At 71.1% G+C, this 24,829-nt stretch carries 25 protein-coding genes; 12 read left to right on the top strand and 13 right to left on the bottom strand.

Annotated features, from left to right (window positions below; translation table 11 throughout):
- Window positions 1-84 precede the first annotated feature (84 nt).
- On the bottom strand, window positions 85-852 hold the full coding sequence (locus ACWGIH_RS30980) for an SDR family NAD(P)-dependent oxidoreductase (protein WP_453450938.1): 768 nt from the start codon (window positions 850-852) through the stop codon (window positions 85-87).
- Window positions 853-956: 104 nt separating this feature from the next.
- Here ACWGIH_RS30980 and ACWGIH_RS30975 point away from each other — a divergent pair, with 104 nt between their 5' ends.
- The 4 genes from ACWGIH_RS30975 to ACWGIH_RS30960 all read left to right on the top strand — a co-directional run bounded on the left by ACWGIH_RS30975 (window position 957) and on the right by ACWGIH_RS30960 (window position 4,577).
- Window positions 957-2,390: an alkaline phosphatase PhoX gene (locus ACWGIH_RS30975; protein WP_453450939.1), complete on the top strand. Its 1,434-nt coding sequence runs from the start codon at window positions 957-959 to the stop codon at window positions 2,388-2,390.
- Between the two features lie 67 nt (window positions 2,391-2,457).
- Window positions 2,458-3,102 carry a GntR family transcriptional regulator gene (locus ACWGIH_RS30970; protein WP_453450940.1) on the top strand — a complete coding sequence of 215 codons (645 nt, stop codon included), beginning with the start codon at window positions 2,458-2,460 and terminating at the stop codon, window positions 3,100-3,102.
- Window positions 3,103-3,127: 25 nt separating this feature from the next.
- Entirely contained in the window at window positions 3,128-4,150 is a 1,023-nt protein-coding gene (locus tag ACWGIH_RS30965; protein ID WP_453450941.1) for a 1-aminocyclopropane-1-carboxylate deaminase, read from the top strand.
- A gap of 199 nt (window positions 4,151-4,349) precedes the next feature.
- On the top strand, window positions 4,350-4,577 hold the full coding sequence (locus ACWGIH_RS30960; protein WP_135329399.1) for a CarD family transcriptional regulator: 228 nt from the start codon (window positions 4,350-4,352) through the stop codon (window positions 4,575-4,577).
- Between the two features lie 134 nt (window positions 4,578-4,711).
- On the opposite strand, the gene ACWGIH_RS30955 is transcribed toward ACWGIH_RS30960, so the two are convergent.
- The 7 genes from ACWGIH_RS30955 to ACWGIH_RS30925 all read right to left on the bottom strand — a co-directional run bounded on the left by ACWGIH_RS30955 (window position 4,712) and on the right by ACWGIH_RS30925 (window position 12,220).
- On the bottom strand, window positions 4,712-5,938 hold the full coding sequence (locus ACWGIH_RS30955; protein ID WP_453691719.1) for a TerD family protein: 1,227 nt from the start codon (window positions 5,936-5,938) through the stop codon (window positions 4,712-4,714).
- A gap of 85 nt (window positions 5,939-6,023) precedes the next feature.
- Window positions 6,024-7,013: a zinc-dependent alcohol dehydrogenase family protein gene (locus ACWGIH_RS30950; protein ID WP_453451927.1), complete on the bottom strand. Its 990-nt coding sequence runs from the start codon at window positions 7,011-7,013 to the stop codon at window positions 6,024-6,026.
- Window positions 7,010-7,891 (bottom strand): carbohydrate ABC transporter permease, encoded by an 882-nt coding sequence (locus tag ACWGIH_RS30945; protein ID WP_453451928.1) that lies wholly within the window; start codon window positions 7,889-7,891, stop codon window positions 7,010-7,012. The genes ACWGIH_RS30950 and ACWGIH_RS30945 overlap by 4 nt, the downstream gene beginning before the upstream one ends.
- A complete protein-coding gene (locus ACWGIH_RS30940; protein WP_453451929.1) occupies window positions 7,888-8,841 on the bottom strand; it encodes a carbohydrate ABC transporter permease in 954 nt (317 codons plus the stop codon). Before ACWGIH_RS30940 ends, ACWGIH_RS30945 begins: the two co-directional genes overlap by 4 nt.
- The gene (locus tag ACWGIH_RS30935; RefSeq protein WP_453451930.1) at window positions 8,838-10,205 is read right to left on the bottom strand and encodes an ABC transporter substrate-binding protein; all 1,368 of its coding nucleotides are present in this window, start codon (window positions 10,203-10,205) and stop codon (window positions 8,838-8,840) included. Before ACWGIH_RS30935 ends, ACWGIH_RS30940 begins: the two co-directional genes overlap by 4 nt.
- 150 nt (window positions 10,206-10,355) lie before the next feature.
- Window positions 10,356-11,126, bottom strand: coding sequence for a DeoR/GlpR family DNA-binding transcription regulator (locus ACWGIH_RS30930; RefSeq protein ID WP_453451931.1), 771 nt, complete (start codon window positions 11,124-11,126; stop codon window positions 10,356-10,358).
- A gap of 284 nt (window positions 11,127-11,410) precedes the next feature.
- Window positions 11,411-12,220 (bottom strand): NAD-dependent epimerase/dehydratase family protein, encoded by an 810-nt coding sequence (locus tag ACWGIH_RS30925; RefSeq protein ID WP_453451932.1) that lies wholly within the window; start codon window positions 12,218-12,220, stop codon window positions 11,411-11,413.
- A gap of 283 nt (window positions 12,221-12,503) precedes the next feature.
- On the opposite strand from ACWGIH_RS30925, the gene ACWGIH_RS30920 reads away from it, so the two are divergent.
- The 8 genes from ACWGIH_RS30920 to ACWGIH_RS30885 all read left to right on the top strand — a co-directional run bounded on the left by ACWGIH_RS30920 (window position 12,504) and on the right by ACWGIH_RS30885 (window position 19,717).
- Window positions 12,504-13,457 carry a 5-dehydro-4-deoxyglucarate dehydratase gene (locus ACWGIH_RS30920; RefSeq protein WP_453451933.1) on the top strand — a complete coding sequence of 318 codons (954 nt, stop codon included), beginning with the start codon at window positions 12,504-12,506 and terminating at the stop codon, window positions 13,455-13,457.
- Window positions 13,454-14,620, top strand: coding sequence for a hypothetical protein (locus ACWGIH_RS30915; RefSeq protein WP_453451934.1), 1,167 nt, complete (start codon window positions 13,454-13,456; stop codon window positions 14,618-14,620). Before ACWGIH_RS30920 ends, ACWGIH_RS30915 begins: the two co-directional genes overlap by 4 nt.
- 70 nt (window positions 14,621-14,690) lie before the next feature.
- A complete protein-coding gene (locus tag ACWGIH_RS30910) occupies window positions 14,691-16,040 on the top strand; it encodes a S28 family serine protease (protein ID WP_453451935.1) in 1,350 nt (449 codons plus the stop codon).
- A 169-nt stretch (window positions 16,041-16,209) separates the two neighbouring features.
- Window positions 16,210-16,797 (top strand): TIGR03086 family metal-binding protein, encoded by a 588-nt coding sequence (locus ACWGIH_RS30905; RefSeq protein ID WP_453451936.1) that lies wholly within the window; start codon window positions 16,210-16,212, stop codon window positions 16,795-16,797.
- Between the two features lie 145 nt (window positions 16,798-16,942).
- Window positions 16,943-17,758 carry an HAD family acid phosphatase gene (locus ACWGIH_RS30900; RefSeq protein ID WP_453451937.1) on the top strand — a complete coding sequence of 272 codons (816 nt, stop codon included), beginning with the start codon at window positions 16,943-16,945 and terminating at the stop codon, window positions 17,756-17,758.
- A gap of 122 nt (window positions 17,759-17,880) precedes the next feature.
- Window positions 17,881-18,639, top strand: coding sequence for a CPBP family intramembrane glutamic endopeptidase (locus ACWGIH_RS30895; RefSeq protein ID WP_453451938.1), 759 nt, complete (start codon window positions 17,881-17,883; stop codon window positions 18,637-18,639).
- A gap of 2 nt (window positions 18,640-18,641) precedes the next feature.
- Window positions 18,642-19,004, top strand: a complete 363-nt coding sequence (locus ACWGIH_RS30890; RefSeq protein WP_365827172.1) for a PadR family transcriptional regulator — start codon at window positions 18,642-18,644, stop codon at window positions 19,002-19,004.
- Window positions 19,001-19,717, top strand: a complete 717-nt coding sequence (locus ACWGIH_RS30885) for a hypothetical protein (RefSeq protein WP_453451939.1) — start codon at window positions 19,001-19,003, stop codon at window positions 19,715-19,717. Before ACWGIH_RS30890 ends, ACWGIH_RS30885 begins: the two co-directional genes overlap by 4 nt.
- 61 nt (window positions 19,718-19,778) lie before the next feature.
- Here ACWGIH_RS30885 and ACWGIH_RS30880 read toward each other — a convergent pair whose 3' ends face one another.
- The 5 genes from ACWGIH_RS30880 to ACWGIH_RS30860 form a co-directional block, all read right to left on the bottom strand.
- A complete protein-coding gene (locus tag ACWGIH_RS30880; protein ID WP_453451940.1) occupies window positions 19,779-21,227 on the bottom strand; it encodes a peptidoglycan D,D-transpeptidase FtsI family protein in 1,449 nt (482 codons plus the stop codon).
- 26 nt (window positions 21,228-21,253) lie between these two features.
- A complete protein-coding gene (locus ACWGIH_RS30875; RefSeq protein ID WP_453451941.1) occupies window positions 21,254-21,988 on the bottom strand; it encodes a response regulator transcription factor in 735 nt (244 codons plus the stop codon).
- Entirely contained in the window at window positions 21,985-23,265 is a 1,281-nt protein-coding gene (locus ACWGIH_RS30870) for a sensor histidine kinase (RefSeq protein WP_453451942.1), read from the bottom strand. The genes ACWGIH_RS30875 and ACWGIH_RS30870 overlap by 4 nt, the downstream gene beginning before the upstream one ends.
- Complete coding sequence (locus ACWGIH_RS30865) at window positions 23,262-24,236, bottom strand: hypothetical protein (RefSeq protein WP_453451943.1); 975 nt, start codon at window positions 24,234-24,236, stop codon at window positions 23,262-23,264. Before ACWGIH_RS30865 ends, ACWGIH_RS30870 begins: the two co-directional genes overlap by 4 nt.
- A gap of 118 nt (window positions 24,237-24,354) precedes the next feature.
- The gene (locus tag ACWGIH_RS30860; RefSeq protein WP_453451960.1) at window positions 24,355-24,825 is read right to left on the bottom strand and encodes a GNAT family N-acetyltransferase; all 471 of its coding nucleotides are present in this window, start codon (window positions 24,823-24,825) and stop codon (window positions 24,355-24,357) included.
- Between the last annotated feature and the right edge of the window lie 4 nt (window positions 24,826-24,829).

Here is a 24,829-nt window from a genome sequence, read left to right as displayed (position 1 = left end):
TTGGCTTTCCGGGTGAACCGCGCCTGTTGACCTTGTCCACGAAGATTCTTCCGACCACTGGCTCGGGAGGACGCGACCTACGGTTCACGTACGCAGATGTGAGGCGCCGTTCAGGTCGAGGACCGTACCCGACGCCCACTCGGCGACCGGGGAAGCCAGCCACAGGACCGCCGCGGCGATCTCGTCCGCCGTGCCCGCACGACCGAAGGGGCTCTGCGCGCGGATCGCCGCGCCCTCGTCACCGCTCAGCCGGTGGGCCACCCGCTCGGTCTCGAAGAAGCCGGGGGCCACCGACGCCACCGCGATCCCGTACGGCGCCAGCGACACCGCGAGGGACTGGCCGAGCGCGTGCACGGCCGCCTTGGTCGCCCCGTACGCCGGGTGGTCGGGCTCCCCGCGGAACGCGCCGCGCGAGCCGATGTTCACGATCCGGCCGCCCGTGCCCTGGTCGATCATCCGGCGTGCCGCCAGGTGGCTGAGGTTCGCCGTGGCAAGGAGGTTCACCGACACATGCCGCTGCCAGAGCGCCGCCCAGTCCTCGTACGACGTGTCGGCGAGAGGGTGCGGCAGATTCACGGCGGCGTTGTTGACCAGCACGTCCAGGCCGCCGAGCGCGTCCGCGGCCCGCCCCGCCACGTCCGCCGCGCCGGCCGGATCCGACAGGTCGCCGCCCACCAGGACATGGCCCTCGCCCGTGAGCGAGGCGAGCGTCGCGCGCGCGTCCTCCTCACGCGAGCCGTAGTGCACCGCGACGCGGTCACCGCTCGTGGCGAAGGCCCGGGCGAGGGCTCTGCCCAGGCCTCGGGAGGCGCCGCTGATCAGGACGCGGCGGTCGGTGCCTGGCAGGTTCATGGAAGCGGACCCCTCGACGTCGGACAACGTTCAACCGCCGTTTATACGTGAGCGGGAACGTGACGCCGACAGCAGCCCGGCCGGAACCCGCCCCAGGAGACATCATGTCGCTCACCCGCAGGGACTTCGCCAGACGCTCCGCGATCACCGGAGCGGGGGTCGCGCTGACCGGCAGCGTCGGCGCGCTCGCCACCGCCCCCGGCGCCCTCGCCGCCCAGGAGACGGCGGAGGGCGGGGCCGGCCGGCTCGGCCGCGACCCCGGCTACGGCCCCCTCGTCCCCGACCCGAAGGGCCTGCTCGCGCTGCCCGCAGGATTCTCGTACCGCGTCCTCACCCACAGCGGGAAGACGAAGCTGGAGACCGGCGAGTTCACGCCGTCCAACCACGACGGCACGGCCACCTTCGAGGGCCCGCGCGGCGTCACGCTGCTCGTCAACAACCACGAGCTCGGCGGCCCTCGCGCCAAGTGGGCGCACCCGGTCCCGCTGACCGAGGGCCTGGTCTACGACCCGGCCGCGGCCGGCGGCTGCACCGTCGTCGAGGTCCGCCGCGGCGGACACGTCGCCGAGTGGGTCGGCATCGCGGGCACCGCCACCAACTGCGCGGGCGGCAGCACTCCCTGGGGCACCTGGCTGACCTGCGAGGAGACCGAGGACAAGGCCGGCCAGAACGGCATGACCAAGGACCACGGCTACGTCTTCGAGGTCGACCCCTACGACCGGCGTGCCAACCGCGCCCCCAAACCCCTCAAGGCCCTCGGCCGCTACGCCCACGAGGCCGTCGTCGTCGACCCCAGGCGCGGCCACCTCTACCTCACCGAGGACGCGTCGGGCCCCAACGGCCTGCTGTACCGCTGGACCCCGCCGCAGGGCTTCGAGCACGGCCGCGGCAAGCTGCGCACGCTCGCCGACGACGCGGGCGTCCTGAAGGCGCCGAGGTGCTTCGACTCCGGCGGCCGCTTCGTGGACGACCTGTCCCGCGCCACCAGGATCGGCACCGTGTACGGCGTGGACTGGGTGGAGGTCCCGGACCGCGACGCCCGCACCGTCCCCGTGCGTGAGCAGTTCGACGACGGCGACATCACGCGCGCCCGCAAGCTCGAAGGCATGTGGTGGGGTGACGGCGGTGTCTACATCGTGGCCTCGTTCGCCCGTGCCGAGAGCCCCGTCGCGCACGACGGGCAGGTGTGGTTCTACCACCCCGCGCGCCGCACCCTCACCCTGAAGGTCCTCCTCGGCGTCAACCCGGACCCGGCCGAGGACGGCGCCTTCGACGGCCCCGACAACATCACCGTCTCCCCGTACGGCGGCCTCGTCATCGCCGAGGACGGCGACGGTGTCCAGCACCTCTTCGGGGCGACCGAGCGCGGCCGCACGTACCCCATCGCGCGCAATGAACTCAACGCGGGCACCCCCGAGAAGCCCTCCTACAGCGAGTTCACCGGCGTCACGTTCTCGCCCGACGGCAAGACGCTCTACGCCAGCATCCAGTCACCCGGCATCCTGCTGGCGATCACCGGGCCGTGGCGGCGTGGATAGAGCCGGCCGCTCGCGTTCGGTCAACCTCCTTGTCCGCGAGGGGAATTGACATCTAACATTTCAGTGCATGGGAGCCATGCAGCCGGTGCGCCGCACCCTCCTCAGGGATCAGGCGTACGCGTCGATCCGTGACGCGATCGTCGGCGGGGACATCGCGCCGGGCAGCGTCGTGCGGGACGCCGACCTCGCCGCGTCGCTCGGCCTGTCCCGCGCACCCGTCCGTGAGGCGTTCGCGCGGCTCGTCGACGAAGGACTCCTGGAGACGAAGCCGCAGAGCCACACCCGTGTGACGCCGCTGGACGCGGCCGGCGTGCGGGACGCGGCCGCAGTCGTCCGCGCCATGCACGAACTCGCCGCCCGTGGTGCGGTGCCCCGCCTGGAGCCCGCGCACCTCCACGCGATGCGGGAGGCCAGCCGCCGGTTCGCGGCGGCCGTGGCGTGCGGCGACGTGGAGGGCGCCCTGCGGGCCGACGACGAGCTGCACGGCGTCCTCGTCACGGCCTGCGGCAACGGCGCAGCCGCGGCCACCATCGCCCGCTACACCCCCCTCATCCGCCGCCTGGAGAGGCGGCGCTTCGCCGAGGGCGTGGCCTGCGGCTCCGCCGCACTGCACGAGCGTCTCATCGACGCGTGCGCGGACGGCGACCCGGAAGCCGCGGCAGCCGTCACCACGGAGATCTGGCGCGTCCTGGAAGAACTCGCCCACCCCTGAAGCCCTGAGCCGGCCGGAGGCCCACGTGTCCACACCCCTCGACTCGTACGCCCGCTACCCCCTCCTCTTCGGCCCTTCGCCCGTCCATCCCCTGGACCGTCTCACCCACCACCTCGGCGGCGCGGCGCTCTGGGCCAAGCGCGAGGACTGCAACTCCGGGATCGCGTACGGCGGCAACAAGACGCGCAAGCTGGAGTTCCTGGTGGCCGACGCGCTCGCCCAGGGCTGCGACACCCTCGTGTCGATCGGCGGCGTCCAGTCCAACCACACCCGCCAGGTCGCGGCCGTCGCGGCCCGCGCCGGGCTCAAGTGCGTGCTGATCCAGGAGAGCTGGGTCGACTGGCCCGATTCCGTCTACGGCAAAGTCGGCAACATCCTCGTCAGCAGGCTCGCGGGCGCCGACATACGCCTCGTGCGCGCCGGGTTCGGCATCGGCATCAAGGAGAGCTGGGAGCAGGCGGTGCGGGAGGTCGAGGAGGCCGGCGGCACGCCGTACGCGATCCCGGCGGGCTGCTCCGAACACCGCCTCGGCGGGTTGGGCTTCGCGCGCTGGGCGTACGAAGTGACCGAGCAGGAGGAGGAGTTGGGGGTGTTCTTCGACACCGTCGTGGTCTGCTCGGTGACCGGGTCCACGCAGGCGGGCATGGTCGCGGGTTTCGCCGCGCTCGCGGAGGAGGGCGCCCGCCCCCGCCGCGTCCTCGGTATCGACGCCTCCGCCGATCCCGGCCGTACCCGCGAGCAGATCGCCAGGATCACCCGCGGGACCGCCGAACTCATCGGCGTACAGGCAGAGGTGAAGGACGCCGACATCGAGCTGGACGCGCGCTATCACGCCGGGACCTACGGGCTCCCCGACGAGGCCACCCTCGACGCGATGCGGCTCGCGGCCCGCACGGAGGGCATGGTGACCGACCCGGTGTACGAGGGGAAGTCGATGGCCGGAATGATCGACCTGGTGGACAGGGGTGAGATCGCGCGCGACGCGACCGTCCTGTACGCCCACCTCGGCGGGCAGCCCGCCCTGAATGCCTACAGTGCCCTGTTCTGATCGCTTCTGTTCTTCCGGTGCACCAGGAAGGCGCCCGAGGTTCATGGGGCACGTATGTGCGCCACGTGCGCGTGGTGCCACGGAACAACTACGTACCGCTACGAGTAACGTGCGATTGTGTGTCGGTTTGATGCCGATGTGAGGACCGTGTGAGCTCGGAGCATGGTGCGGCGGGGTCCCGAGGGCGCATACTCAGAACATGACGAGGCCCCCCGGTACCCGACGCCACCTGCCGAACAGTCCTTTCAACGTTCCGCCGCCCCCCGCGCCGCCCATCGAGCAGTTCGCCGTGGGCGACCGGGTCTCCCACGATCAGTACGGACTCGGACGGATCGTCGGAGTGGAAGGCGAGGAAGCAGTGGTCATCGACTTCGCAGGCCGCCAGGGAAGGTTCCTGAGCCCCTATCCCAAGCTGGCCAAGCTCTGATCTGACGTACGCCTGCGCGCGCGTCCCCACGTACGACAAGGGGCGGCCGACGGGAAGGCTCATCCCTTCCCCGCCGGCCGCCCCTGCGCTTGCCTCCGGCGGCCTCTCCCGGCCGTCGGACGCCCGCGCCCCGGCTACAGCGCCTGGGCCGCGGGCTTCACCATTCCGCGCACGGTGCGTGACTTGACGAAGTCACCCATGGCGGTCATTTCCCACTCGCCGGTGAACTGCTTGATCAGCTTGGCCATCATCACGCCCGTCTGCGCCTCGGCGTTCGTGAGGTCGAAGCGGACCAGCTCCTCGCCCGTCGCCGCGTCGAGCAGACGGCAGTACGCCTTGGCGACCTGGGTGAACTTCTGGCCCGAGAACGAGTTCACCGTGAAGACCAGACCCGTGACGTCCTGCGGCAGCCGGCCCAGGTCCACGACGATCACCTCGTCGTCACCGCCGCCCTCACCCGTGAGGTTGTCGCCGGAGTGCTTGATCGCGCCGTTCACGATCGACAGCTTGCCGAAGTAGCAGCTGTCCACGTGGTTGCGCTGCGGGCCGTACGCGATGACGGAGGCGTCCAGGTCGATGTCCTTGCCGCGGAACGCGGGCTCCCAGCCGAGACCCATCTTGACCTGCGAGAGGAGCGGCTTGCCGCCCTTGACCAGGGACACGGTCTGGTTCTTCTGGAGGCTGACCCGGCCCTTGTCCAGGTTGATCTTCCCGGCGCCGGGCGCGGGGGCCGGGGGCGCCGGGGGAGCGGCGGGGGCGGCCGGCGCGGCGGCGCGGGGGTCCGCGACCGGCGGGGGCGGGCCCTGGACCGGGGCGCCGGACGGGGGCGCCATCGGGGCCGCGGGCGCCGGGGCGGCGGGAGCGGCGGGCTCCTCGACCGAGACACCGAAGTCCGTCGCGATGCCGGCCAGGCCGTTCGCGTACCCCTGGCCGACGGCGCGTGCCTTCCACGCGCCGTTGCGCAGATAGACCTCGACGATCACCAGGGCGGTCTCGCCGCCGAGCTGCGGCGGCGTGAACGAGGCGAGGACGGATCCGTCGTCCGCGTTGCGGATGGTGGCGGTGGGCTCGACGCCCTGGAAGGACTGTCCTGCCGCGTCCGGGCTCGCCGTGACCACGATCTTCTCGATGCCGGCGGGCACGGCGCTGGTGTCCACCGTGATCTTGTCGGGTGTGGTGCCGCCACCCGACTGATAGGTCACACCGGGGCCCGAGGGCTGGTTGAAGAAGATGAAGTCGTCGTCGGAGCGCACCTTGCCGTCGGCGGTGAGCAGCAGGCCCGACACGTCGAGCCGCACCGGAGCGGCGACGTCAACCGCCACGCGGGTGGCGGAGAGAGGGATGTTCGAGCCGGGTGTCATAGCGGTCATGTCCGGGGTAACGAACGTCCCGGCTTTGCCGTTCCCTTACCCGCGGAAGTTTCTCTCTCCGCCCCCGCGGCCGTTCCTAGGGCACCACCACGATCTTCCGGCCCGCACCCGAGGCGAACCGCTCCAGCGCCTGGGGGTAGGTGTCCAGGGGGAGCCGGTCGCTGATGAAGACGTCCGGGTCGAGAACACCTCCGGCGAACAGTTCCGCCGCCCGCTCGTAGCTGTGCAGCACCGCCATCGACCCGGTGATGGTGATCTCCTGGTTGTAGATGCGGTACGGGTCGATGCTGACCCGCGTCGCGTAGTCGGCCACCCCGAACTGCAGGAACGTCCCCGCCTTGGCGACGCGCCCGATGCCGTCCTGGATCGCGTTCGCGTTCCCCGTGGCGTCGACCACGATGTCCCAGCCCTGCGGCCGGTCGAGCTCGTCCGCACCGGCGGCCGACCCCGAGACACCCAACTGCCGCGCCGTGGCGAGGCGGTCCGGGTTGAGGTCCACGATGTCCACGCTCGCCGCCCCCGTCCGCTTGGCGAGCTCCAGCATCATCAGGCCCATCGTCCCGGAGCCGTAGATCAGGACGTGGGCGCCGAGCCGGGCGCGGAGCACGTCGTAGCCGCGCACCGCGCAGGACAGCGGCTCGATGAGGGCCGCGTCCTGGGTGCGTACGTGCTCGGGGAGCCGCACGCAGTTGGCGACGGGCGCGACCGCGTACTGGGCCGCGCCGCCCGCCGTGGTGACACCGATCGCTGCCCAGCGCTCGCAGAGGTTGTTGTGGCCGGTGCGGCAGTAGCGGCACTCGTGGCAGTACAGCGAGGGATCGACGGCGACCCGGTCGCCGACCGCGAGCTCCGTGACCTCACGGCCGAGCCCCACCACCTCCCCGGCGAACTCGTGCCCCGGCACCACCGGCAGCGTGGGCGCGAACTCGCCCTGCAGGATGTGCAGATCGGTCCCGCACAGACCGCACGCGGCGACCTCGACGACGACCTCACGCGGCCCCGGGGTGGGGTCGGGCACCTCGCCGACGACGGCCTTGCCGACGGACTCGATGATGGCGGCCTTCACTTGACGGCTCCCAACGACAGGCCCTGGACCAGCTTGTCCTGGGCGGCGAACCCCGCGGCGAGCACCGGCAGGGAGATCACGAGCGACGCGGCGCACACCTTCGCCAGGAAGAGGCCCTGGCTGGTGATGAAGCCGGTCAGGAACACGGGCGCGGTCTGGGCGACGACGCCCGTCAGCACCCGCGCGAAGAGGAGTTCGTTCCAGCTGAAGATGAAGCAGATCAGGGAGGTCGCCGCGATGCCCGGCAGCGCGATGGGGGCCACCACGCGCCCGAGGATGGTGGGCAGCCGCGCGCCGTCGATCTGAGCGGCCTCGATGATCGCGACCGGCACCTCGGCGAGGAAGGACTGCATCATCCACACCGCGATCGGCAGGTTCATCGACGTGTAGAGGATGACGAGCAGCCAGATGTTGTCGAGCATCTCGGCGTTCTTGGCGAAGAGATAGATCGGCAGAAGGCCCGCCACGACCGGCAGCATCTTCGTCGACAGGAAGAAGAACAGGACGTCCGTCCACTTCTTCACCGGCCTGATGGAGAGCGCGTACGCGGCGGGCAGCGCCAGGATCAGCACCAGCAGGGTCGAGGCCACCGACGCGACCGTCGAGTTGATCAGCGCGGGCCAGGGGCTCGCGCCGCCGCCCGAGCCGAAGAACTCGCGGTAGCCGTCCAGGGTGAGGGAGGCGGCGATCGAGGGCGGATTGGTCGCCGCGTCCTCCTCCGAGTGGAAGGAGGTCAGCGTCATCCAGGCGATGGGCAGGAAGAACAGGATGCCGGCCAGCCAGGCGGCGAGGCCGAGGCCCGCCGAACCGCGGATGCGGAACCGGCCGGCGGGCTGTGGCTGTGGCTGGGTACGTGTCTGCGTCACGGCGGTGCTCATGCGCGGGACGCCTCCTCACGGAACAGGGACGAGACGACCCGCAGCGCGAAGGTCGCGATGATGATGGAGCCGATGACGACGAGGACACCGGCGGCGGACGCCAGACCGTTCTCGTGGGCCTGGTAGAAGCTCTGATAGACGGTGTAGGGCAGGTTGGCGGTGCCCAGACCGCCCGAGGTGATCGTGAAGACGGCGTCGAAGTTCTGCACGATGTAGATCGAGCCGAGCAGCGCCCCCAGCTCCAGGTAGCGGCGCAGATGCGGCAGCGTCAGGTACCGGAACACCTGCCAGTCGCCCGCGCCGTCCATCCGGGCCGCCTCGATGAGCTCGCTGTCGCGGCTCTGCAGCCCTGCCAGCAGGATCAGCATCATGAAGGGCGTCCACTGCCAGATCAGGGAGGCCTCGATGGCGATCAGCGGGGTGTTGGACACCCAGTCGGGCTGCGCCGCGCCGTCACCGCCCACCCAGTGCAGCAGGCCGTTGAACAGGCCGTACTCGGGGTTGTAGAGCACGTGCTTCCACAGCAGCGCGGCGGCCACCGGCACAAGCAGGAACGGCGCGATGAGCAACGTACGCACCAGGCCGCGGCCCCGGAACTTCCGGTCGAGGAGCAGGGCGAGCCCCAGTCCGATGACGAGGCTCGCGAGCACCACGGTGGCCGTGAGCACGATGGTCGTCAGGACGGACTTGCGCAGGTCCGGGTCGGTGAGGACCTCGGAGTAGTTGTCCAGCCCGGCGAAGCTGCGGGCGTCGGGGTAGAGGGCGTTCCAGTCGAAGAAGGAGATCACCAGCGTGGCCACGAACGGCAGCTGGGTGACGACGACCATGAAGATCAGGGCGGGCAGGAGCGGGGCCCTGGTGGCCCAGGCGCGCAGCCGTCCCGGTGCCTTGGGGGAGGGGGTGCGCACGGTCGTGGGCGCGACGGTGGTGGTGCTCGCGGTGGCGGTCATCGTCCCTCGTACTCCTCGGCGATCTTCTCGGCGAGCTTCTGTGACTTCTCGAGGGCCGATTCGACGGACTGGCGTCCGGCGATGGCCGCGCTGATCTCCTGGGAGACCTTCGTGCCGAGGTCGGTGAACTCGGGGATGCCGACGAACTGGATGCCGGGCGCGGGCCGGGGCTGCACGCCCGGGTCACGCGGTTTCGCGCCCTCGATGGCGGCATGGGTGACGTCCTGGAAGGCGGCGGCTTCCTTGCGGTACTCGGGGTTGGCGTACGTGGAGGCGCGCTTGCCCGCGGGGACGTTGGACCAGCCGATCTTCTCGCCGACCAGTTCCTCGTACTCCTTGCTGGACGCCCAGGAGACGAACTTCCAGGCCTTGTCCGGGTTGCGCGACGCCTTCTGCAGACCCCAGGCCCAGGTGTAGAGCCACCCGGAGCTCTCGGTCTTCTCCACGGGTGCCGGTACGTAGCCGATCTTGCCCTTGACCGGGGACTTGGCGGACTCGAGCGATCCGGCGGCGGCCGTCGCGTCGTACCACATGGCGGTCTTGCCCTGGGTGAGGTTGTTCAGGCACTCGGCATAGCCGGACTGGGCGGCGCCGGACTCGCCGTGCTTGCGGACGAGGTCCACGTAGAAGCGCGTCGCCTTCTCGAACTCGGGGGAGTCGAGGCGCGCCTTCCACCCCTTGTCGAACCACGTCCCTCCGAAGGTGTTCACCACCGTCGTCAGGGGCGCGATCAGCTCGCCCCAGCCCGGGAGCCCGCGCAGACAGATGCCCTTCATCCCGGGCTCGGCGGCATCCACGTCGGCAGCGAGCTTCGCCACCTGCTGCCAGCTGGGGTTCTTCGGCATGGTCAGGCCGGCCTTCTTGAAGACGTCCTTCCGGTACATCAGGAAGGACGACTCTCCGTAGAAGGGCTGCCCGTAGAGCTTGCCGTCGTCGCCTGTGAGGGACTGGCGCATGGAGGGCAGTACGTCCTTCTCGTCGTACGCCGTGTCCTTGCGGGTGTACGAGCCGAGCTCGTGCAGCCAGTCGTTCTTGGCGTAGATCGGGATCTCGTAGTTGCTGAGCGTGGCGACGTCGTACTGGCCCGCCTGGTTGGCGAAGTCCTGGCTGATCTTGTCGCGGACGTCGTTCTCGGGCAGGACCGTGAAGTTCACCTTGATGCCCGTTTCCTTGGTGAAGTGGGCGGCGGTGAGTTTCTGCAGTTCGACCATCTGCGGGTTGTTCACCATCAGTACGTTGATGGAGTCGCCGCCTGAACCGGTCCCGCCCGCCCCGGCCCAGCAGCCGGAGAGCAGCGGGGCAAGCAGCGTCCCTGCGGCTGCCGCGGCGAGTGCGCGCGGCCTCCGTCGGCTCTGGGTTCGCATGAATGCTCCTGGACGTATGGGGACTTGTGGGTACGCGTGGGCTTGGTGAGAGGTGCGTCGGGGTGGATTCGGGCGTGCGGGATCACGAAAGGTGCGGGTGGGGCGTGCGGGAGGGCCAGGGGGTGCGGGGGGAGGAGTGCGAGCGGGGTGTCAGACGCGGATGACCTGGGGGCCCTGGAGCGAGTAGCGGTGTGCCTCGGAGGCGGGCAGCTGCGTGCTCGTGACGATCGCCTCCAGCTCGCCGACGTGCCCGAACCGGCAGAAGCTCGTCGCCCCGAACTTGGTGTGCACGCCCGCGAACACGGTGCGCCGTGACGCGCGGATGGCCTGCGCCTTGACCTCGCTGACCGCGGGGTCGGGCGTGGTCAGGCCGTGCTCGCGGGAGATGCCGTTGGCCCCGATGTAGGCGAGGTCGATCACGAACCCGGCCAGCATGCGCGTCGTCCAGTGGTCGACGGTCGCGAGGGTGCCGGGGCGGACGCGGCCGCCGAGGAGCAGCACGGACATGTTGGCGGCCTCGGCGAGGGCGCCGGCGGTGGCCAGTGACGCGGTGACGACGGTCAGCGGACGGCCCTTGGCGGCTTCGGGCAGTGCCTCGGCGATGAGCTGCGGGGTGAAGCCCTCGTCCACGAAGACCGTTTCGGCGTCGCCCAGGAGGTCGGCGGCGGCGGTGGCGATCCTGCGCTTCTCCGGCACGTGCATGGTGGTGCGGAAGGCGAGGGTCGTCTCGAAGCCGGCGCTCTCCACGGGGTAGGCGCCGCCGTGGGTGCGGCGGACCAGGCCGTGGTCCTCCAGGGCGCGGAGGTCCCGGCGGACGGTTTCCTTGGCGACGCCCAGTTCGGTGGCGAGGGCGGTGACGTCCACGGAGCCGGAACTCCTCGCGGCCCGGACGATTTTTCGCTGGCGCTCTTCCGCGGTCATGGCCGCCTCCTTCCCTCGCTGTGCCCGTTCGGGCCCTGGGGGAAAGTTCTACAGCGGGGCGGGGTGTGTGAACAGGCTCGGAACGGGGGCGATGGTGCCCGTCTCTGCCCGTTTGGCGGGGCCGCGGCCTCTGGTTCGGGCGGGTGGGGTGCCCGTTCGGGGGGTGAGAGGTGCCCGTTTGGTGCCCGGATGTGGTCGCGCGGGCTTCCTTTTCCCTGCCGGAGGGTCTGAAAACAGCCCCTCCGGCGGCTGGGGAGCGGGGTCCGGGCGGAGGCCCGGGTGCCTCAGTACGGCCAGACCGGCGGGTTCGTGCAGAAGTGGCCGCCCAGGTTGTCGTGGTCCGGGTTCTCGGGGTCCAGTTCCCCGTGCTCCGCGATCAGCTTCTGCGCGTACTGCTCGGAGTCGTCCCGCGGCTCATAACCCAGCGCACGCGCCGACGAGAGGTCCCACCACAGGCGCGTGTTGGCGGACGAGCCGTACACCACCGTGTGCCCCACCGCGGGAGCGGTCAGCGCCGCGTCGAAGAGCCGGGCACCGTCCTCGGGGCTCATCCAGACCGACAGCATCCGCACGCTCGTCGGCTCCGGGAAGCACGAACCGATCCGCACCGAGACGGTCTCCATGCCGTGCTTGTCCCAGTAGAACTGGGCGAGATCCTCGCCGAAGGACTTCGACAGGCCGTAGAACGTGTCGGGGCGGCGCGGTGTGTCCACCGGGATCAGCGGATCGTCGCCGACGGGCCGCGGCGTGAACCCCACCGCGTGGTTCGACGAGGCGAAGACGATCCGGCGGATGCCCTCCTCGCGCGCCGCCTCATAGAGGTTGTACGTCCCCTCGATGTTCGCCCGCAGGATCTTGTCGAAGGAGGACTCCAGGGAGATGCCCGCGAGATGGATGACCGCGTCGACACCCCGCACGGCCTCCCGCAGCGCCTTCCTGTCGGCGAGGTCCGCCGTGATCGCCTCCGGCTCGCCCTCGACGGGCCGCACGTCGAGCAGCCGCAGATCGTGGCCGTGGGCCGGGAGCAGCCCCCGCATCAGGGTGCCGAGGCCGCCTGCGGCGCCGGTGAGCAGGACGGTGCGGGGAGCGGGCATGAGGGGGTCTCCTCGGATCAGTGGCCGCTCGGCGGCAGATCAATGACTGCTCGGCGGCAACAGTCGTGTGTACGTACAGCATTCACATCTGTGGACACGCTAGAGATCGGCGACTCGCCGCGTCAAGTGGCGTACGAAGGCGGGTGACCCGGCTTGGATCGGCTCCCAAATCGCGGTTCTCCTGCCGACCTTGACGCTTGACCGGGGGTCAACGGGCACCTTAGCGTGGAGCTGTTCAGAAATATGGACGTGGATCAGAAACGTGCACGCTAAGGGAGAGCCCGTGACGTCAGCACCCCTCGCCGCTCGACTCGACATCCCCAGCGGGCCGCTGTTCTTCCCGGTCACCGCCTACGCGCCGGACGGCTCCATCGACCTCGACGTCTTCCGCGCGCACGTGCGCGCGGGGGTCGAGGCGGGCGCGGCGGCCGTGTTCGCCTGCTGCGGCACGGGTGAGTTCCACGCCCTGGCGCCCGAGGAGTTCCGGGCGTGCGTCGCCGCCGCAGTCGAGGAGACGGCGGGACGCGTGCCGGTGGTCGCGGGCGCGGGCTACGGCACCGCGCTCGCCGTCAGGTACGCGAGGCTCGCCGAGGACGCGGGCGCCGACGGGCTGCTCGCGATGCCTCCCTACCTCGTCGTGGCCGGGCAGGAGGGCCTGCTCCGGCACTACGCCGAACTGGCCGCGGCCACCTCCCTCGAAGTCATCGTCTACCAGCGCGACAACGCCGTGTTCACCCCGGAGACCGTGGTCGAGCTGGCCCGCACCGAGGGCATCATCGGGTTCAAGGACGGCCTCGGCGACATGGACCTGATGCAGCGCATCGTCAGCGCCGTCCGCACCGAAGTCCCGGAGGGGTTCCTCTACTTCAACGGCCTGCCCACCGCCGAGCTGACCGGGCTCGCCTATCGCGGCATCGGCGTGACGCTCTACTCGTCGGCCGTCTTCTGCTTCGCGCCCGACATCGCGCTCGCCTTCCACCGTGCCTTCACCTCCCGGACCGCCGAGGGCGACGCCACCGTGAACCGCCTCATCGACGGCTTCTACCGCCCCTTCGTGGAGCTGCGCGCCGAGGGCAGGGGGTACGCGGTCTCCCTCGTCAAGGCGGGCGTACGCCTGGCCGGGCTCGACGTCGGCGGGGTGCGGACGCCGCTGCACGAACCGGCCGACGAGCACATCAAGCGCCTCGCCGAGCTGACCGAGCGCGGGCGCGCCCTGCTGCGGGAGGAGAGCGCGTGAGGACCTCCGCCTTCCTGTATCCCTGGGACGTCGTCGGCGATCCCGCGGCACCCGCGCGCGTCGCCGACCTCGGCGTCCAGCAGGTCACCCTCGCCTCCGCCTACCACTCCACCCGCGCGCTCACCCCCCGCCACCCGCGCCACCGCGTCGTCACCGCCGAGCACGCGGCGGTGCTGTACGAACCGGGCGACCGATGGCAGGGGCGCGCGCTGCGCCCGTACGCGGCCGGAAGCTGGGCCCCGGGCGACGCCTACGGAGAGGCAGCCGAGGCGCTGGCGGCCGCCGGGCTCGACGTGCACACCTGGGTCGTCCTCGCCCACAACTCCCGTATGGGCGCCGAACATCCGGGCACCTCCGTGGTCAACGCCTACGGAGACCGCTACCCCTGGGCACCCTGCATCGCACAGGCCGCCACGCGCGTGTACCTCGTCGACCTCGCCGCCGAGGCCGCCGTCCGGCCCGGCGCGCGCGGCACCGAACTGGAATCCCTCGGCTGGTACGGCCTCGCGCATCTGCACGCCCACGACAAGACCGCGGGAGTGCCGCTCGGGGAGGCCGGGCAGTACCTGATGTCCCTGTGCTTCTGCGCGGACTGCCGTGCGGGCTACGCCGGGCACGGCCTCGCCCCCGACGAGCTGGCGACAGGCGTCCGCCACGCCCTGGAGCCCGTATGGCGCGGCGAGGAGCCTTCCGGCGGCTGGGAGGCGGTGGAGAAGCTCCTGGGGGCGGAGACGGCGGCCGCCACGCGCGCGTGGCGCGAGGAATCCGCCCGCACGCTCCAGGAGGCGGCCATCGCGGCCGTGCGCGCCGCCGCGCCGGAGGGCTTCCAAGTGCTGCTGCACGCCGACCCGGTGGCGTACCACTGCGGCGCCAACGCCGGAGTCGACCCCGAGCACATCCTCTCCGTGGCCGACGGCGTGGTCGTGCCCTGCACGGGCGGCGCTCAGGCCCTGGCACCCTTCGACGCGCACCGCACCGCCCGCACCACCCTCGCCGCGAACCTCACCGTCGTCTCCGGCATGGGCGGCAGCCCGGCCACCCTCGCCGCCGACGCCGAGAACGCGCTCACGCTGGGCGCGGACCAACTGCGGCTCTACCACGCCGGATTGGCGTCCGACGCGGATCTCGCGGCCGTGGCGACGGCCCTGGCGCGCCTCGCATAGCCCCTGTCGTACCGCGAGTGGAAGCGGTTACCATCCGCGCAACCATTTCGCTCCAGTACGAGGAGACAAGGTGCGCAACAAGGGGATATCCGCGCTGGTCTGTGCCGGATTCATGGCGGGCGCGGCCGTGCTCGGCGGGGCGGCACCCGCGGCCGCGCAGGGCGACGCGAGTCCGGCGGCGGCCACCAAGGCCGACATCCGGGAGCAGTTGGAGAAGATCCCCGGCATGAAGGTCGTCTCCGTGGCCGACAGGGAGGGGTATCCCTTCTACACGCTCACCTACACGCAGCCCGTCGACCACGGCGATCCCCGCGCCGGCACGTTCACCCAGCGCGCCACGCTCTGGCACAAGGCCACGGACAAGCCGACCGTCCTCTACACCGGCGGCTACACCCTCGCCTCGAACACCACCGCCCTCACCAAGCTGATCGACGCCAACCAGGTCAGCGTCGAGCACCGCTACTTCGAGCAGTCCCGCCCCTCGGGCGCGGCCGGCTCCGACTGGTCGAAGCTCACCGTCCAGCAGGAGGCCGCCGACGAGCACCGGCTCACCCGGGCGCTGCGCGGCATCGAGAAGGGCAAGTGGCTCGGCACGGGCGCGAGCAAGGGCGGCATGACGGCGACGTACCACGAGCGCTTCTACCCCGACGACCTGGACGCGGTCGTCGCCTTCGTGGCCCCCAACGACGCGCACAACAGGGACGACAGCGGCTACGAGCGCTTCTTCAGGACGGTCGGCACGGCCGAGTGCCGCACCGCGCTCAACGCCGTGCAGCGCGAGATGCTCGTACGCCGTGACGCACTGCTCCCCAAGTTCGAGGCGGACGCGAAGGCGAACGGCGACACCTTCGAGGAGACGCTGGGAACCACCGACCGCGCCTACGAGTTCGCGGTGCTCGACCAGGTGTGGAACTTCTGGCAGAGCGGCACCGTCGACAACTGCCCGACCGTGCCCGACGCCGAGAAGGCAGGCGACGACGAGCTCTACGACTGGTCGAAGAAGCACGGCTTCAGCGTCTACCAGGACGAGACCCTCGGCACGAACGGCACGGGCCCCTACTACCGCCAGGCCGCCACCCAACTCGGCTGGGCCGACCTGAAGTTCAAGCACCTCAAGGACGTCCGGCGCTACCCGGACATCTACCAGCCCAACTCCGTGCTGCCCGAGTCGATGCGCGGCTCGTACAACAACAGGACCATCGCCGACGTCGACCGCTGGGTGAAGACCCGCGGCCAGCGGATGATGTTCATCTACGGCGAGAACGACCCGTGGAGCGCGGAGAAGTTCGTCCCCAGCCACCGCGACTCCTACCGCTACGAGGTCCCCGCCTCCAACCACGGCGCCTCCATCGCCAAGCTCCCCGCCCCGGAACAGACCGAGGCCATCGCTACGATCAAGCGCTGGGCCGACGTGAAATAGCCGCGTCGGATCGGGCCTGAGCGGGGGCGCGGTGATCAGGGGCCGTCAGTGGTCGTGTCCCTGTTCACCGGTGTGCCCCCTGCTTCGGCGATGAGTTCTGGGTTCCGGGCCGGTCTACAGGTCAGGACAGCGGGCCGTGGGGAAGGGCCGCCGAGACTCAGGAGGATCCATGGCGAAGATCGTCGACTTCGAGCGGCAGGCCCGGCTGGTGGCGGCCGTCGCGGAGGGCGTCACCGACGAGCAGCTCGCGGGGCCCACCCCCTGCCCGGAGTATCAAGTACGCCATCTGCTGGGCCACTTGGTCGGCCTCACGGGCGCGTTCCGGGACGCCGGGCGCAAGAATCTGGGACCGCAGCTGGACCAGAACCCGGGGGACTCCCTTCCCGACATCGGCCCCGAATGGCGCGCCGAGCTGCCGAAGCTGCTCGGTGAACTGGTGGAGGCGTGGCGCGATCCGGCCGCGTACGAGGGCATGACCAGGGCGGGCGGCATCGATCTGCCGGGTGCCGTCGCCGGGGCCGTGGCCATGGATGAGCTCGTCGTGCACGGCTGGGACCTGGCGCGGGCGACGGGGCAGGCGTACGCGCCTGACGGGACGAGCCTTGCCGTGGCGCGGGAGTTGCTCACGCCCCAGGAGGGCGACACCTCCGAGGACAGTCCGTTCGGGCCCCCGGTCCCGGTGCCGGACGAGGCTCCTCTCCTCGACCGCGTGATCGGCCTCAGCGGCCGCGACCCGGGGTGGACGCCCACGGCGTGACCCCAGGCTTTCCCCGGATCAGGTATTGATCGGGTAAAGGGTCTCGCGGGGCAGCGTGTGATGCGCGTAGACAGTGCGCGTAGACAGGCCTTGACCTGCCTGGACGCATACGCCCGCACAGACTCTGATCCGGAGAAATCGACCCATGCGCAAATCCTTCCGGGTGGCCGGTATCGCCACCGCCTGTGTCGTCGCCGGCGCCGCGCTGTACGGCACCGGCGCAGCCACCGCCGACGACGCCTCGGCCCGGCACACCGCCGAGCCCCGGAACATCGGCCTGCTCGTCGGTGAGATCGACGACTACTACGGCGCGTACGAGGATGCCGACGGCACCTGGCGCTCCTCGCCCGACAGCCCGTACGCCAAGGATCTGGCGCGCATCCAGGCGAAGGCGAAGAAGGACATCAGGAAGGCCGCCGCGCACGGTGGCGGACACGGCAAGAAGAACGGCGCCCACGGCAAGAAGCCCGCGATCGTCCTCGACGTGGACGACACCGCGCTGCTCAGCTTCGACTACGAGAAGCGCACCAACTACACGTACGACAGCGCCACATGGGACGCCTACGTGAAGGCGGCCGAGCGTCCCGCGGTCTTCGGCATGCCCGAACTCGTCACGTACGCCAAGAGCAAGGGCGTCGAGGTCTTCTTCCTCACCGGTCTGAGCGAGTCGCAGCGCGAGGGCGCCGTCACGAACCTCAAAAGGGCCGGGTACGAGACGCGGCTCGACACCACACACGTCTTCACCAAGAACAAGACGGCCCCGCCCGCCTACCTGAGCCACTGCGCCACGCCCGCCAAGTGGGAGTGCACCACCGTGCAGTTCAAGGAAGGCACCCGCAAGCACATCGAGTCGACCGGCTACAACATCGTCGGCAGCTTCGGCGACCAGGTCTCCGACCTCGCGGGCGGATACGCGGACAAGACGTACAAGCTGCCGAACCCGACGTACTTCGTTGGGTAGGCTCGGCATGGCTAGGTAGGTTGCATTCCTGACTAGGTCGCTCTACGGTCTAGGTAGCTCACATGCTCATGGGGTCGCCGCGGCACGCGCCGCGCGGCCCCTTCGGGAAGGGGGATCCCACCATGACCGCCTCGCTCTCGCCGGAGTTCTCGGCCGCCTCGACCGTCGTCACCGCCGCTCTCGGTGCCTACCTGCTGCTCGGAGAGCCCTGGCTCGGCCGCCGTCTCTACGGCTCGCTCGCCCGCCGCCGCGACACCGAACCACGCGCTCTCGTCGGCTACTTCACCTTCGTCCTCGTCTTCTGGTGGGTCCTCGCCGCGCTCGCCGCCGCGGCCCTGCTGCTCTCGCCGGGCATGGCCGCCGCCGACCTCGGCATCGCGGCGCCCGAGTCGCCGGTGTCCACGGCCGTCGTCATCGTCCTGGTGGCGGCGATCTCGGTCATGTCAGGGCGGCAGATGCGCGCCCTCGCCGAAGGCGGCAGGAACGTGCCGGGACTCGCCTCCATCCGGGCGATGCTGCCGCGCACGGCACAGGAGCGCCGCCTCGCGATCGCCGTCGCCGTGACCGACGGCATCTGCGCCGAACTCGTCTACCGCGGCCTCCTGATCGCCTTCGCCGTCGGCGTGCTCGACCTCAACCTCTATGTGGCAGCGGCACTTTCGGCGTTCGTGTACGCCATCGCCGGTGTCTACCAGGGCCGCAGCGGCGTCATCGCCTTCGGCCTCGTCGGTGTGCTGTTCGCCGGGCTCTATGTGTCGACCGGCAGCCTGCTGCTGCCCATCGCCATCCATGTCGCCCTGTCCATGAGGGACTTGACGCTCCCCGAACCGGAGCCGATCGGCTCCGTGCCCGCGTACGCGCCGACCCCGAAGGGCAGCTGACCATGACCGCACCCGCTTCCGGGGGAGCCAAGGCCGACCGCCGGGCCAGCTGGTTCAAGGGCGTGCTCGATCTGCTCGTGCTCGCAAGCCTCACCGACGGCGAGAGCTACGGCTACGAGATCGCCAAGCTGCTCGGCGCCGCCGGGTTCGGCCAGATCAAGGGCGGCACGCTCTACCCCGTCCTCAACCGCCTGGAAGAGGCGGGCCTGGTCGCCGCCGAGTTCCGGGCCACCGAGAAGGGGCCCGGCCGGCGCTACTACTCGCTGACGGACGCCGGTCGCGCCACGCTCGGCGAGCAGGGCGGGCTGTGGCTCGCCTTCGACGGATCCGTGCGCGAGGTCCTGGCGAAGGCGGGTGTGCGATGACCTACTTCGACGACCTCGACGCGCTGCTGCGCGCGCAGGGGGTGCCCTCCGACCGGGTCGCGACGACCCTCGCGGATCTTCGGGCGCACCTGGCGGAGTCGGGCGGCGCCGATCCGGAGGCCGAGTTCGGGCCCGCGGAGGAGTTCGCCCGCGAGCTGGCGCCCGCCGACAAGCCGGGGCCCGAGATTCCCGAGGCGCATGTCGAGACGTGGCGGTGGACCGCCGACACGTACGTCGACGAGGAGCTGCTCAACCGCTTCGGCGACGAGGGCTGGGAGGTGGAACGGGTCGACGCGCTCGGCCGTTTCGTCAGCCACCGCGACCTGGAGCGGCCGCAGCGCTGGGAGTACCGCCGTGAGCTGGTCACGCGGGGGCGCGAGGGGCTCGACGAGCGGCTGGCCCCCGACGGCTGGGAAGCCTGCGGGAACTGGATCGTCTACGCGTGGTTCAAGCGGCCGCTGGCCGCGAGCCTCGGGCCGGGGGCGGAGGTCGGCTCGCCGCCGCCCGCGCCGGAGCGGCGGTGGTTCCTCAGCCGCAAGTTCGCCCTGCTGGCGATCGCCGCCGCAGTGGCCGTCGTCCTGGCGGGCCTCGTGGTCGCACTCGACGACGGCGAGGCGAGCAGTGGCTTCGGCTTCGCCACCGGCATCCTGGCGGGAGCCTTGATCCCGCTCGCCAGTGTGTGGAGTTGGCAGGTATGGCGCTCGCGCCGGTGACCGCCGCGGGGCGCCGGCACTCCTGACCGGCACCCCGCGGGCGTCCGCAGCGCCCGCGCGGCTACGACTTCAGCGCCGCCGACATCATCGCCTTCGCGATCGGCGCCGCGAGGCCGTTGCCGCTGACCTCGGACCGCGCCGCGTCCGAGGACTCGACGATGACGGCCACCGCGACCTCCTTGCCGTCGCTGCCCTTGGCGTACGAGGTGAACCAGGCGTACGGCGTCTTGCTGTTGTTCTCGCCGTGCTGGGCCGTGCCCGTCTTGCCGCCCACGTCCGCGCCACTGATCCGCGCGTTCGTGCCGGTGCCCTTCTCGACGACCGTCTCCATCGCCGACTGCAGCTGGCTCGCCGTGTCCTCGCTCATCACACGCTCGGAGTCGGCGTCGTCGAACGAGTCGAGCACGTCGCCGTTCGAGTCGGTGATCTGGGACACCATGTGCGGCGAGACCAGCTCGCCGCCGTTGGCGATCGCCCCGGTGACCATGGACATCTGCAGCGGCGTCGCCGTCACGTCGAACTGGCCGATGCCGGTCAGCGCCGTCTGGGCCTTGTCCATGTCGGACGGGTACACGCTCTCGGAGGCGCGTACCGGCACGTCCAGCTTGTCGGTGTTGAAGCCCATCTTCTCGGCCATCGACTTGACCTTGTCCTGGCCCAGGTCGACGGCCATCTTCGCGAAGACGTTGTTGCACGAGTACTGCAGCGCCGTGCGGATCGTGGCGTCCTCGCACGGCGCGCTCGCGCTCTCGTTCTTCAGGACCGTGCGCGTGCCGGGCAGCGTGTACGGGTTCGGGCTGTCGGTCCCGCTGTCCGCCGAGCCGTACAGCCCGTCCTCCAGGGCCGCCGCCGCGACGACCAGCTTGAACGTCGAACCGGGCGGCAGCGGCTGTCGCAGCGCGCGGTTGACCATCGGCTTGTCCTCGTCCTTCAGGAGGGCCTGCCACTCCTTGGAGTCCGTGGAGCCGCTGATGTCCGAGGGGTCGTACGAGGGCGTCGACACCATGCCGAGGATCTTGCCCGTCTTCGGGTCGACGGCGACGGCCGCGCCCTTCTTCTCGCCGAGCGACGCGTACGCGGCCTTCTGCACCGCCGGGTCGATCGTCGTGATCACATCACCCGGGTCGGCGCGCTTGTTCGTCAGCGTGTCCAGCGGGTTCTTCAGCCGGTTGTCGGTGCCGTCGAGGACGTCCTTGTAGATGCCCTCCAGCTGCGTGGCCCCGTACACCTGTGAGCTGTAGCCCGTGACGGACGAGTACAGATCACCGTCCTTGTACGTGCGCTTGTACTTGAGGTCGCCGCCCTTCGTCCGCTCGGAGCCGGTGACGGCCGCACCGCCCACGATGATGTCGCCCAGCGGGTTCGCGTACTGCTCGATCGCGTTGCGCCGGTTCAGCTTGTCGTCCGCGAGCGCCTTCGAGTCGTAGAACTGCACCCACGTCGCCCGCACCAGCAGGGCGAGCACGAGCAGCAGCGTGAAGACCGAGGCGTTCCTGATCGTCTTGTTCATCCCGTGAAAGGACGAGCGGCACGGAGCTATTCGTTCCGTTCTGCCGGGTTTCTTAGAGATTCCTCATACTGCGAGAGGCCGCGATCCTGTCCTCGACCGGCGTTCATGAAGCCCGCCTCGTACGCCGCGATCACCGCCTGCGTGCGGTCCCGCGCCCCCGTCTTGGCGAGCACGGAGGCCACGTGCGTCTTCACCGTCGCCGGGCCCACGCCCATCCGCCCCGCGATCTCCGCGTTGGTCAGGCCCGCGGCCATCAGCCGCAGCACCTCGGCCTCGCGCCCCGTCAGCCTGCCCACCCAGGCGGGCGGTGCGGGCTTCGCGCTCGCGTGCTCGGCGGCCAAGGCGCGCACCGCGGCGGGGAACAGCAGCGAGTCACTGCGGGCCACGAGCCGCACCGCCTGCACGAGCGAGTCCGCGTCGGCCCGCTTGAGCAGGAACCCGGAGGCCCCGGCCCGCAGCGCCTCGTACACGTAGGAGTCGTTCTCGAAGGTCGTCACCACCACGATGCGCGGCGGTTCCGCCTGCGTCCGCAAGATCTGCTCCGTGGCCCGGATGCCGTCGATCTCCGGCATGCGTACGTCCATGAGCACCACGTCGGGCCGCAGCTCGCGCACGACCGACACCGCCTCGGCGCCGCTCGCCGCCTCGCCGACGACGTCCAGATCGGGCTCGGCGGAGAGGATCACGCGCAGGGCGGTGCGCACCATGCGCTCGTCGTCGGCGAGCACGATGCGGATCGGGCCGACTGCCGTCTCGGTCATGCGGGTCCCTTCAGGGGAAGTCGTACGTTCAGTCGCCAGCCGCCGTTCGCCGGTCCCGCCTCGGCGGTGCCGCCCAGGAGCCGGGCGCGATCGGTGATGCCGTTCAGGCCGTGGCCGCCGCCGGGGCGGGAGGCGGGGGCGCCGTGCGGCAGCGGGTTCTCGGCGCGGATCTCCAGGTCGGTGCCGTCCAGCGCGATCCGGAGGGCCACCGGGGCGTCGGGGCCCGCGTGCCGCAGTGCGTTGCTCAGGCTCTCCTGCACGATGCGGTACGCCTCGCGGGACACCATCGCGGGCAGGGTGTCCGGTCCTTCGGGCCCCAGCTCGACCGTGGCCTTCACCCGCAGGCCGCCCGCGCGGGTGCGCTTGAGGAGCCCGTCGAGATCGGCCGAGAGCGTCGGGGCGGGGGCGGTCGGACTCGTCCGGTCTCCGCCGCCCTCCCGCAACACCCCCAGAACCGCGTCGAGTTCGCCCACCGTGCGCCGGGTGGTCTCCTCGATGGCGGCCAGTGCCTCGCGGACGAACTCGGGGTCACGGTCCAGGACCCTGCGGGCGGCGCTCGCCTGCAGCGTGACCGCGCTCAGGGCATGGCCCACCGAGTCGTGCAGCTCCCGGGCGAGGCGATTGCGTACGGCGAGGTCCGCGGCGCGCTGCTCGGCCGCCGCGAGCCGGTCGGCGGGCGAGGGCCCGAGGAGTTCGGGCGCCCAGCGCGCGAGCAGCCCTCCGGCCGCCGCCGCGCACCCCGCGAGCGCGACGAGGGAGAGGACTCCGAGGACCGGGGCCAGCGCCAGCATCCAGCTCTCGCCGAAGACTTCGGGCATCCCGATCCGGCTGTCCCGCAGTATCGCGGCGAACGGCAGCGCGATCAGCACCGCCGCGAACGGCGGCAGGGCGAGGGACATTCCGCTGATGACCCCGCCGAACCCCAGGTGCAGCGTGAACCACGCGACGGTGCGTCCGCGCGCTTGCCGGGACCGTGCGGGCCCGTCGGCGAGCGCGTCGCCCGGCACGTCGCACAGCGCGCGCACCGCGGCCACCGACATGGGCCGCGTGAGCGGGAAGAGCGCGGTGATCGCGGCCAGCGGCAACCCCACGGCGAACGCCGTGAGTTGGGAGGTGAACGAGCCGAACACGGTGTCCTCGCCGAGCAGCGGCCCGACCACGACGGAGCCCACGAAGACGTACGGCATGGCGAGTGCGCCGCCGAGGATCAGATGGACCCACCTGCGCCGTGTCCGCCGCCCGAACAGGGCCGGGAGTACTGCCGCGCGTGCCCTCACGCCGGTTGCCGCGGGGCACGGACGGCCGCGTCCGCCCGCTCCTTGAAGAAGACCACCCCGAGGGTGGCCACCAGCGCCCCGACGATCATCTGGACAGAGTAGGTCAGGAGCATCGCCGCCGTCGGCTGCCGGGTGATGCCGTCCGCGCCGAGGACCGAGGCGAACAGCAGCCAGCCGCCCCAGCAGGCGATCGCACCCGAGCCGAGCCAGGCCAGGGAGAGCGGCACCTTGACGGGCAGCGCGGGAGCCCGCCGGAAGGCGAGGAGCAGACCGCCGGCGACCGCCGAGCCGAGGTAGACCATGTCCATGGCTTCGAGGACGTAGAAGTCGGTCGTGCGCTCGTCGATCCGCGCCGCGCCGAGGCCTGCCGTGGAGCCGGTGACCCAGAGAAGGTGCATGACCATGGGCGCGAGGGCGAGGAGGGCGGCAGCGAGGGCGACGGTCCTGGAAAGGCTCCGGCGGCCGGTCGGCGCGGGCAGGTCCCGGACGAGACCCCGCCACACGTGGCCCCAGCGGTCGCGCGCGTAGAGGACGAACAGGGCGCCGAGGGCGAGGCCTTGGAGGATGAAGCCGCCGTAGACGACGCCGAAGACCCACTCGTGGAGGAAGGCGCCGCTGTCGCCGCCGTCCTGTGCGGGGCTGTCGACGCTGCCGCCGAGCGCCTTGACCAGGAGCTGGAGCGGGAACCCGGCCATGATCGGCGTCAGCAGGCCGGTGGCGGCCCACATGGGGAACGCGAGCAGCCAGGCGGGGGTGCGAAGGCCCCAGGGGCGGGTCAGGAGCAGCGCGAGGACGATGACGCTCGCGTCCATCAGCAGGGTGAGGCCGTTGGCGAAGATCATGGTCGTGCGGTGCTCGAGGAGGCTGCTGCCCTCGGGGATGCCGATGTGGCTGCCAGCGATCCACGCGATCTTGAGGGCGAGGTAGGGGAGGGCGGCGAGGATGGCGACGGTGCGCAGGGCCTGTCTCATGCCCCCCACGCTTCCGGCGGGGGGCGCCGGGCGCCTCCTGCCCGGCGATGATCCGGGTCCGCCGCGCGGGGGAGGCGGCCCCGCGCGGCTCGCACGCAGGCCGGGCCGGACGGCGGGCCTACTCCAGCCGGAGCACGTCCTCCGCGATCTCCTCGCCCCGGGCGTGCGCGAACCCGCTGGCCCGGGCCGTGACCCGGAAGCCGCACTTCTCAAGGACCCGTAGCGACCCCACGTTGTCCGCCGCCGCCCGGGCGTACAGCGGACGCTCAGGCACCTCCGCGACGAGCGCACGCAAGGCGGCCGTGGCGAGCCCCCGGCCCCAGTAGTAGCGGTCGATCCAGTACGTGACCTCCCGCTCGCCCGGCTCCCCGTACACCGCCGCGCTGCCCACCACGTCGCCGTCCGCGAGGACCGTCCGCACCACGACGCGGTCCGACTCCCGAAGTCCCTTCCAGTGGCCCTCGAAAAGCGCCCAGTCCGCCGCCTTCGGTGAGGTGAACGCGGCGACGCGGTTGGACTCGGGATCGTTCATCTGCCGGTAGAAGACCGGGAGATCGCTGTCGTGCACCGGGCGCAGGCTGACATCCATGCTC

It is taken from the genome of Streptomyces sp. NPDC054872 (assembly GCF_053610705.1).
This window is presented reverse-complemented; position numbering and strand designations above follow the sequence as displayed.

Bases quoted from the DNA above. Each gene is read 5' to 3' on its own strand.
- ACWGIH_RS30980 (WP_453450938.1), bottom strand. From the start codon at position 852: ATGAACCTGCCAGGCACCGACCGCCGCGTCCTGATCAGCGGCGCCTCC.
- ACWGIH_RS30975 (WP_453450939.1), top strand. From the start codon at position 957: ATGTCGCTCACCCGCAGGGACTTCGCCAGACGCTCCGCGATCACCGGA.
- ACWGIH_RS30970 (WP_453450940.1), top strand. From the start codon at position 2,458: ATGGGAGCCATGCAGCCGGTGCGCCGCACCCTCCTCAGGGATCAGGCG.
- ACWGIH_RS30960 (WP_135329399.1), top strand. From the start codon at position 4,350: ATGACGAGGCCCCCCGGTACCCGACGCCACCTGCCGAACAGTCCTTTC.
- ACWGIH_RS30955 (WP_453691719.1), bottom strand. From the start codon at position 5,938: ATGACACCCGGCTCGAACATCCCTCTCTCCGCCACCCGCGTGGCGGTT.
- ACWGIH_RS30945 (WP_453451928.1), bottom strand. From the start codon at position 7,891: ATGAGCACCGCCGTGACGCAGACACGTACCCAGCCACAGCCACAGCCC.
- ACWGIH_RS30940 (WP_453451929.1), bottom strand. From the start codon at position 8,841: ATGACCGCCACCGCGAGCACCACCACCGTCGCGCCCACGACCGTGCGC.
- ACWGIH_RS30935 (WP_453451930.1), bottom strand. From the start codon at position 10,205: ATGCGAACCCAGAGCCGACGGAGGCCGCGCGCACTCGCCGCGGCAGCC.
- ACWGIH_RS30930 (WP_453451931.1), bottom strand. From the start codon at position 11,126: ATGACCGCGGAAGAGCGCCAGCGAAAAATCGTCCGGGCCGCGAGGAGT.
- ACWGIH_RS30925 (WP_453451932.1), bottom strand. From the start codon at position 12,220: ATGCCCGCTCCCCGCACCGTCCTGCTCACCGGCGCCGCAGGCGGCCTC.
- ACWGIH_RS30905 (WP_453451936.1), top strand. From the start codon at position 16,210: ATGGCGAAGATCGTCGACTTCGAGCGGCAGGCCCGGCTGGTGGCGGCC.
- ACWGIH_RS30900 (WP_453451937.1), top strand. From the start codon at position 16,943: ATGCGCAAATCCTTCCGGGTGGCCGGTATCGCCACCGCCTGTGTCGTC.
- ACWGIH_RS30895 (WP_453451938.1), top strand. From the start codon at position 17,881: ATGACCGCCTCGCTCTCGCCGGAGTTCTCGGCCGCCTCGACCGTCGTC.
- ACWGIH_RS30890 (WP_365827172.1), top strand. From the start codon at position 18,642: ATGACCGCACCCGCTTCCGGGGGAGCCAAGGCCGACCGCCGGGCCAGC.
- ACWGIH_RS30885 (WP_453451939.1), top strand. From the start codon at position 19,001: ATGACCTACTTCGACGACCTCGACGCGCTGCTGCGCGCGCAGGGGGTG.
- ACWGIH_RS30880 (WP_453451940.1), bottom strand. From the start codon at position 21,227: ATGAACAAGACGATCAGGAACGCCTCGGTCTTCACGCTGCTGCTCGTG.
- ACWGIH_RS30875 (WP_453451941.1), bottom strand. From the start codon at position 21,988: ATGACCGAGACGGCAGTCGGCCCGATCCGCATCGTGCTCGCCGACGAC.
- ACWGIH_RS30865 (WP_453451943.1), bottom strand. From the start codon at position 24,236: ATGAGACAGGCCCTGCGCACCGTCGCCATCCTCGCCGCCCTCCCCTAC.
- ACWGIH_RS30860 (WP_453451960.1), bottom strand. From the start codon at position 24,825: ATGGATGTCAGCCTGCGCCCGGTGCACGACAGCGATCTCCCGGTCTTC.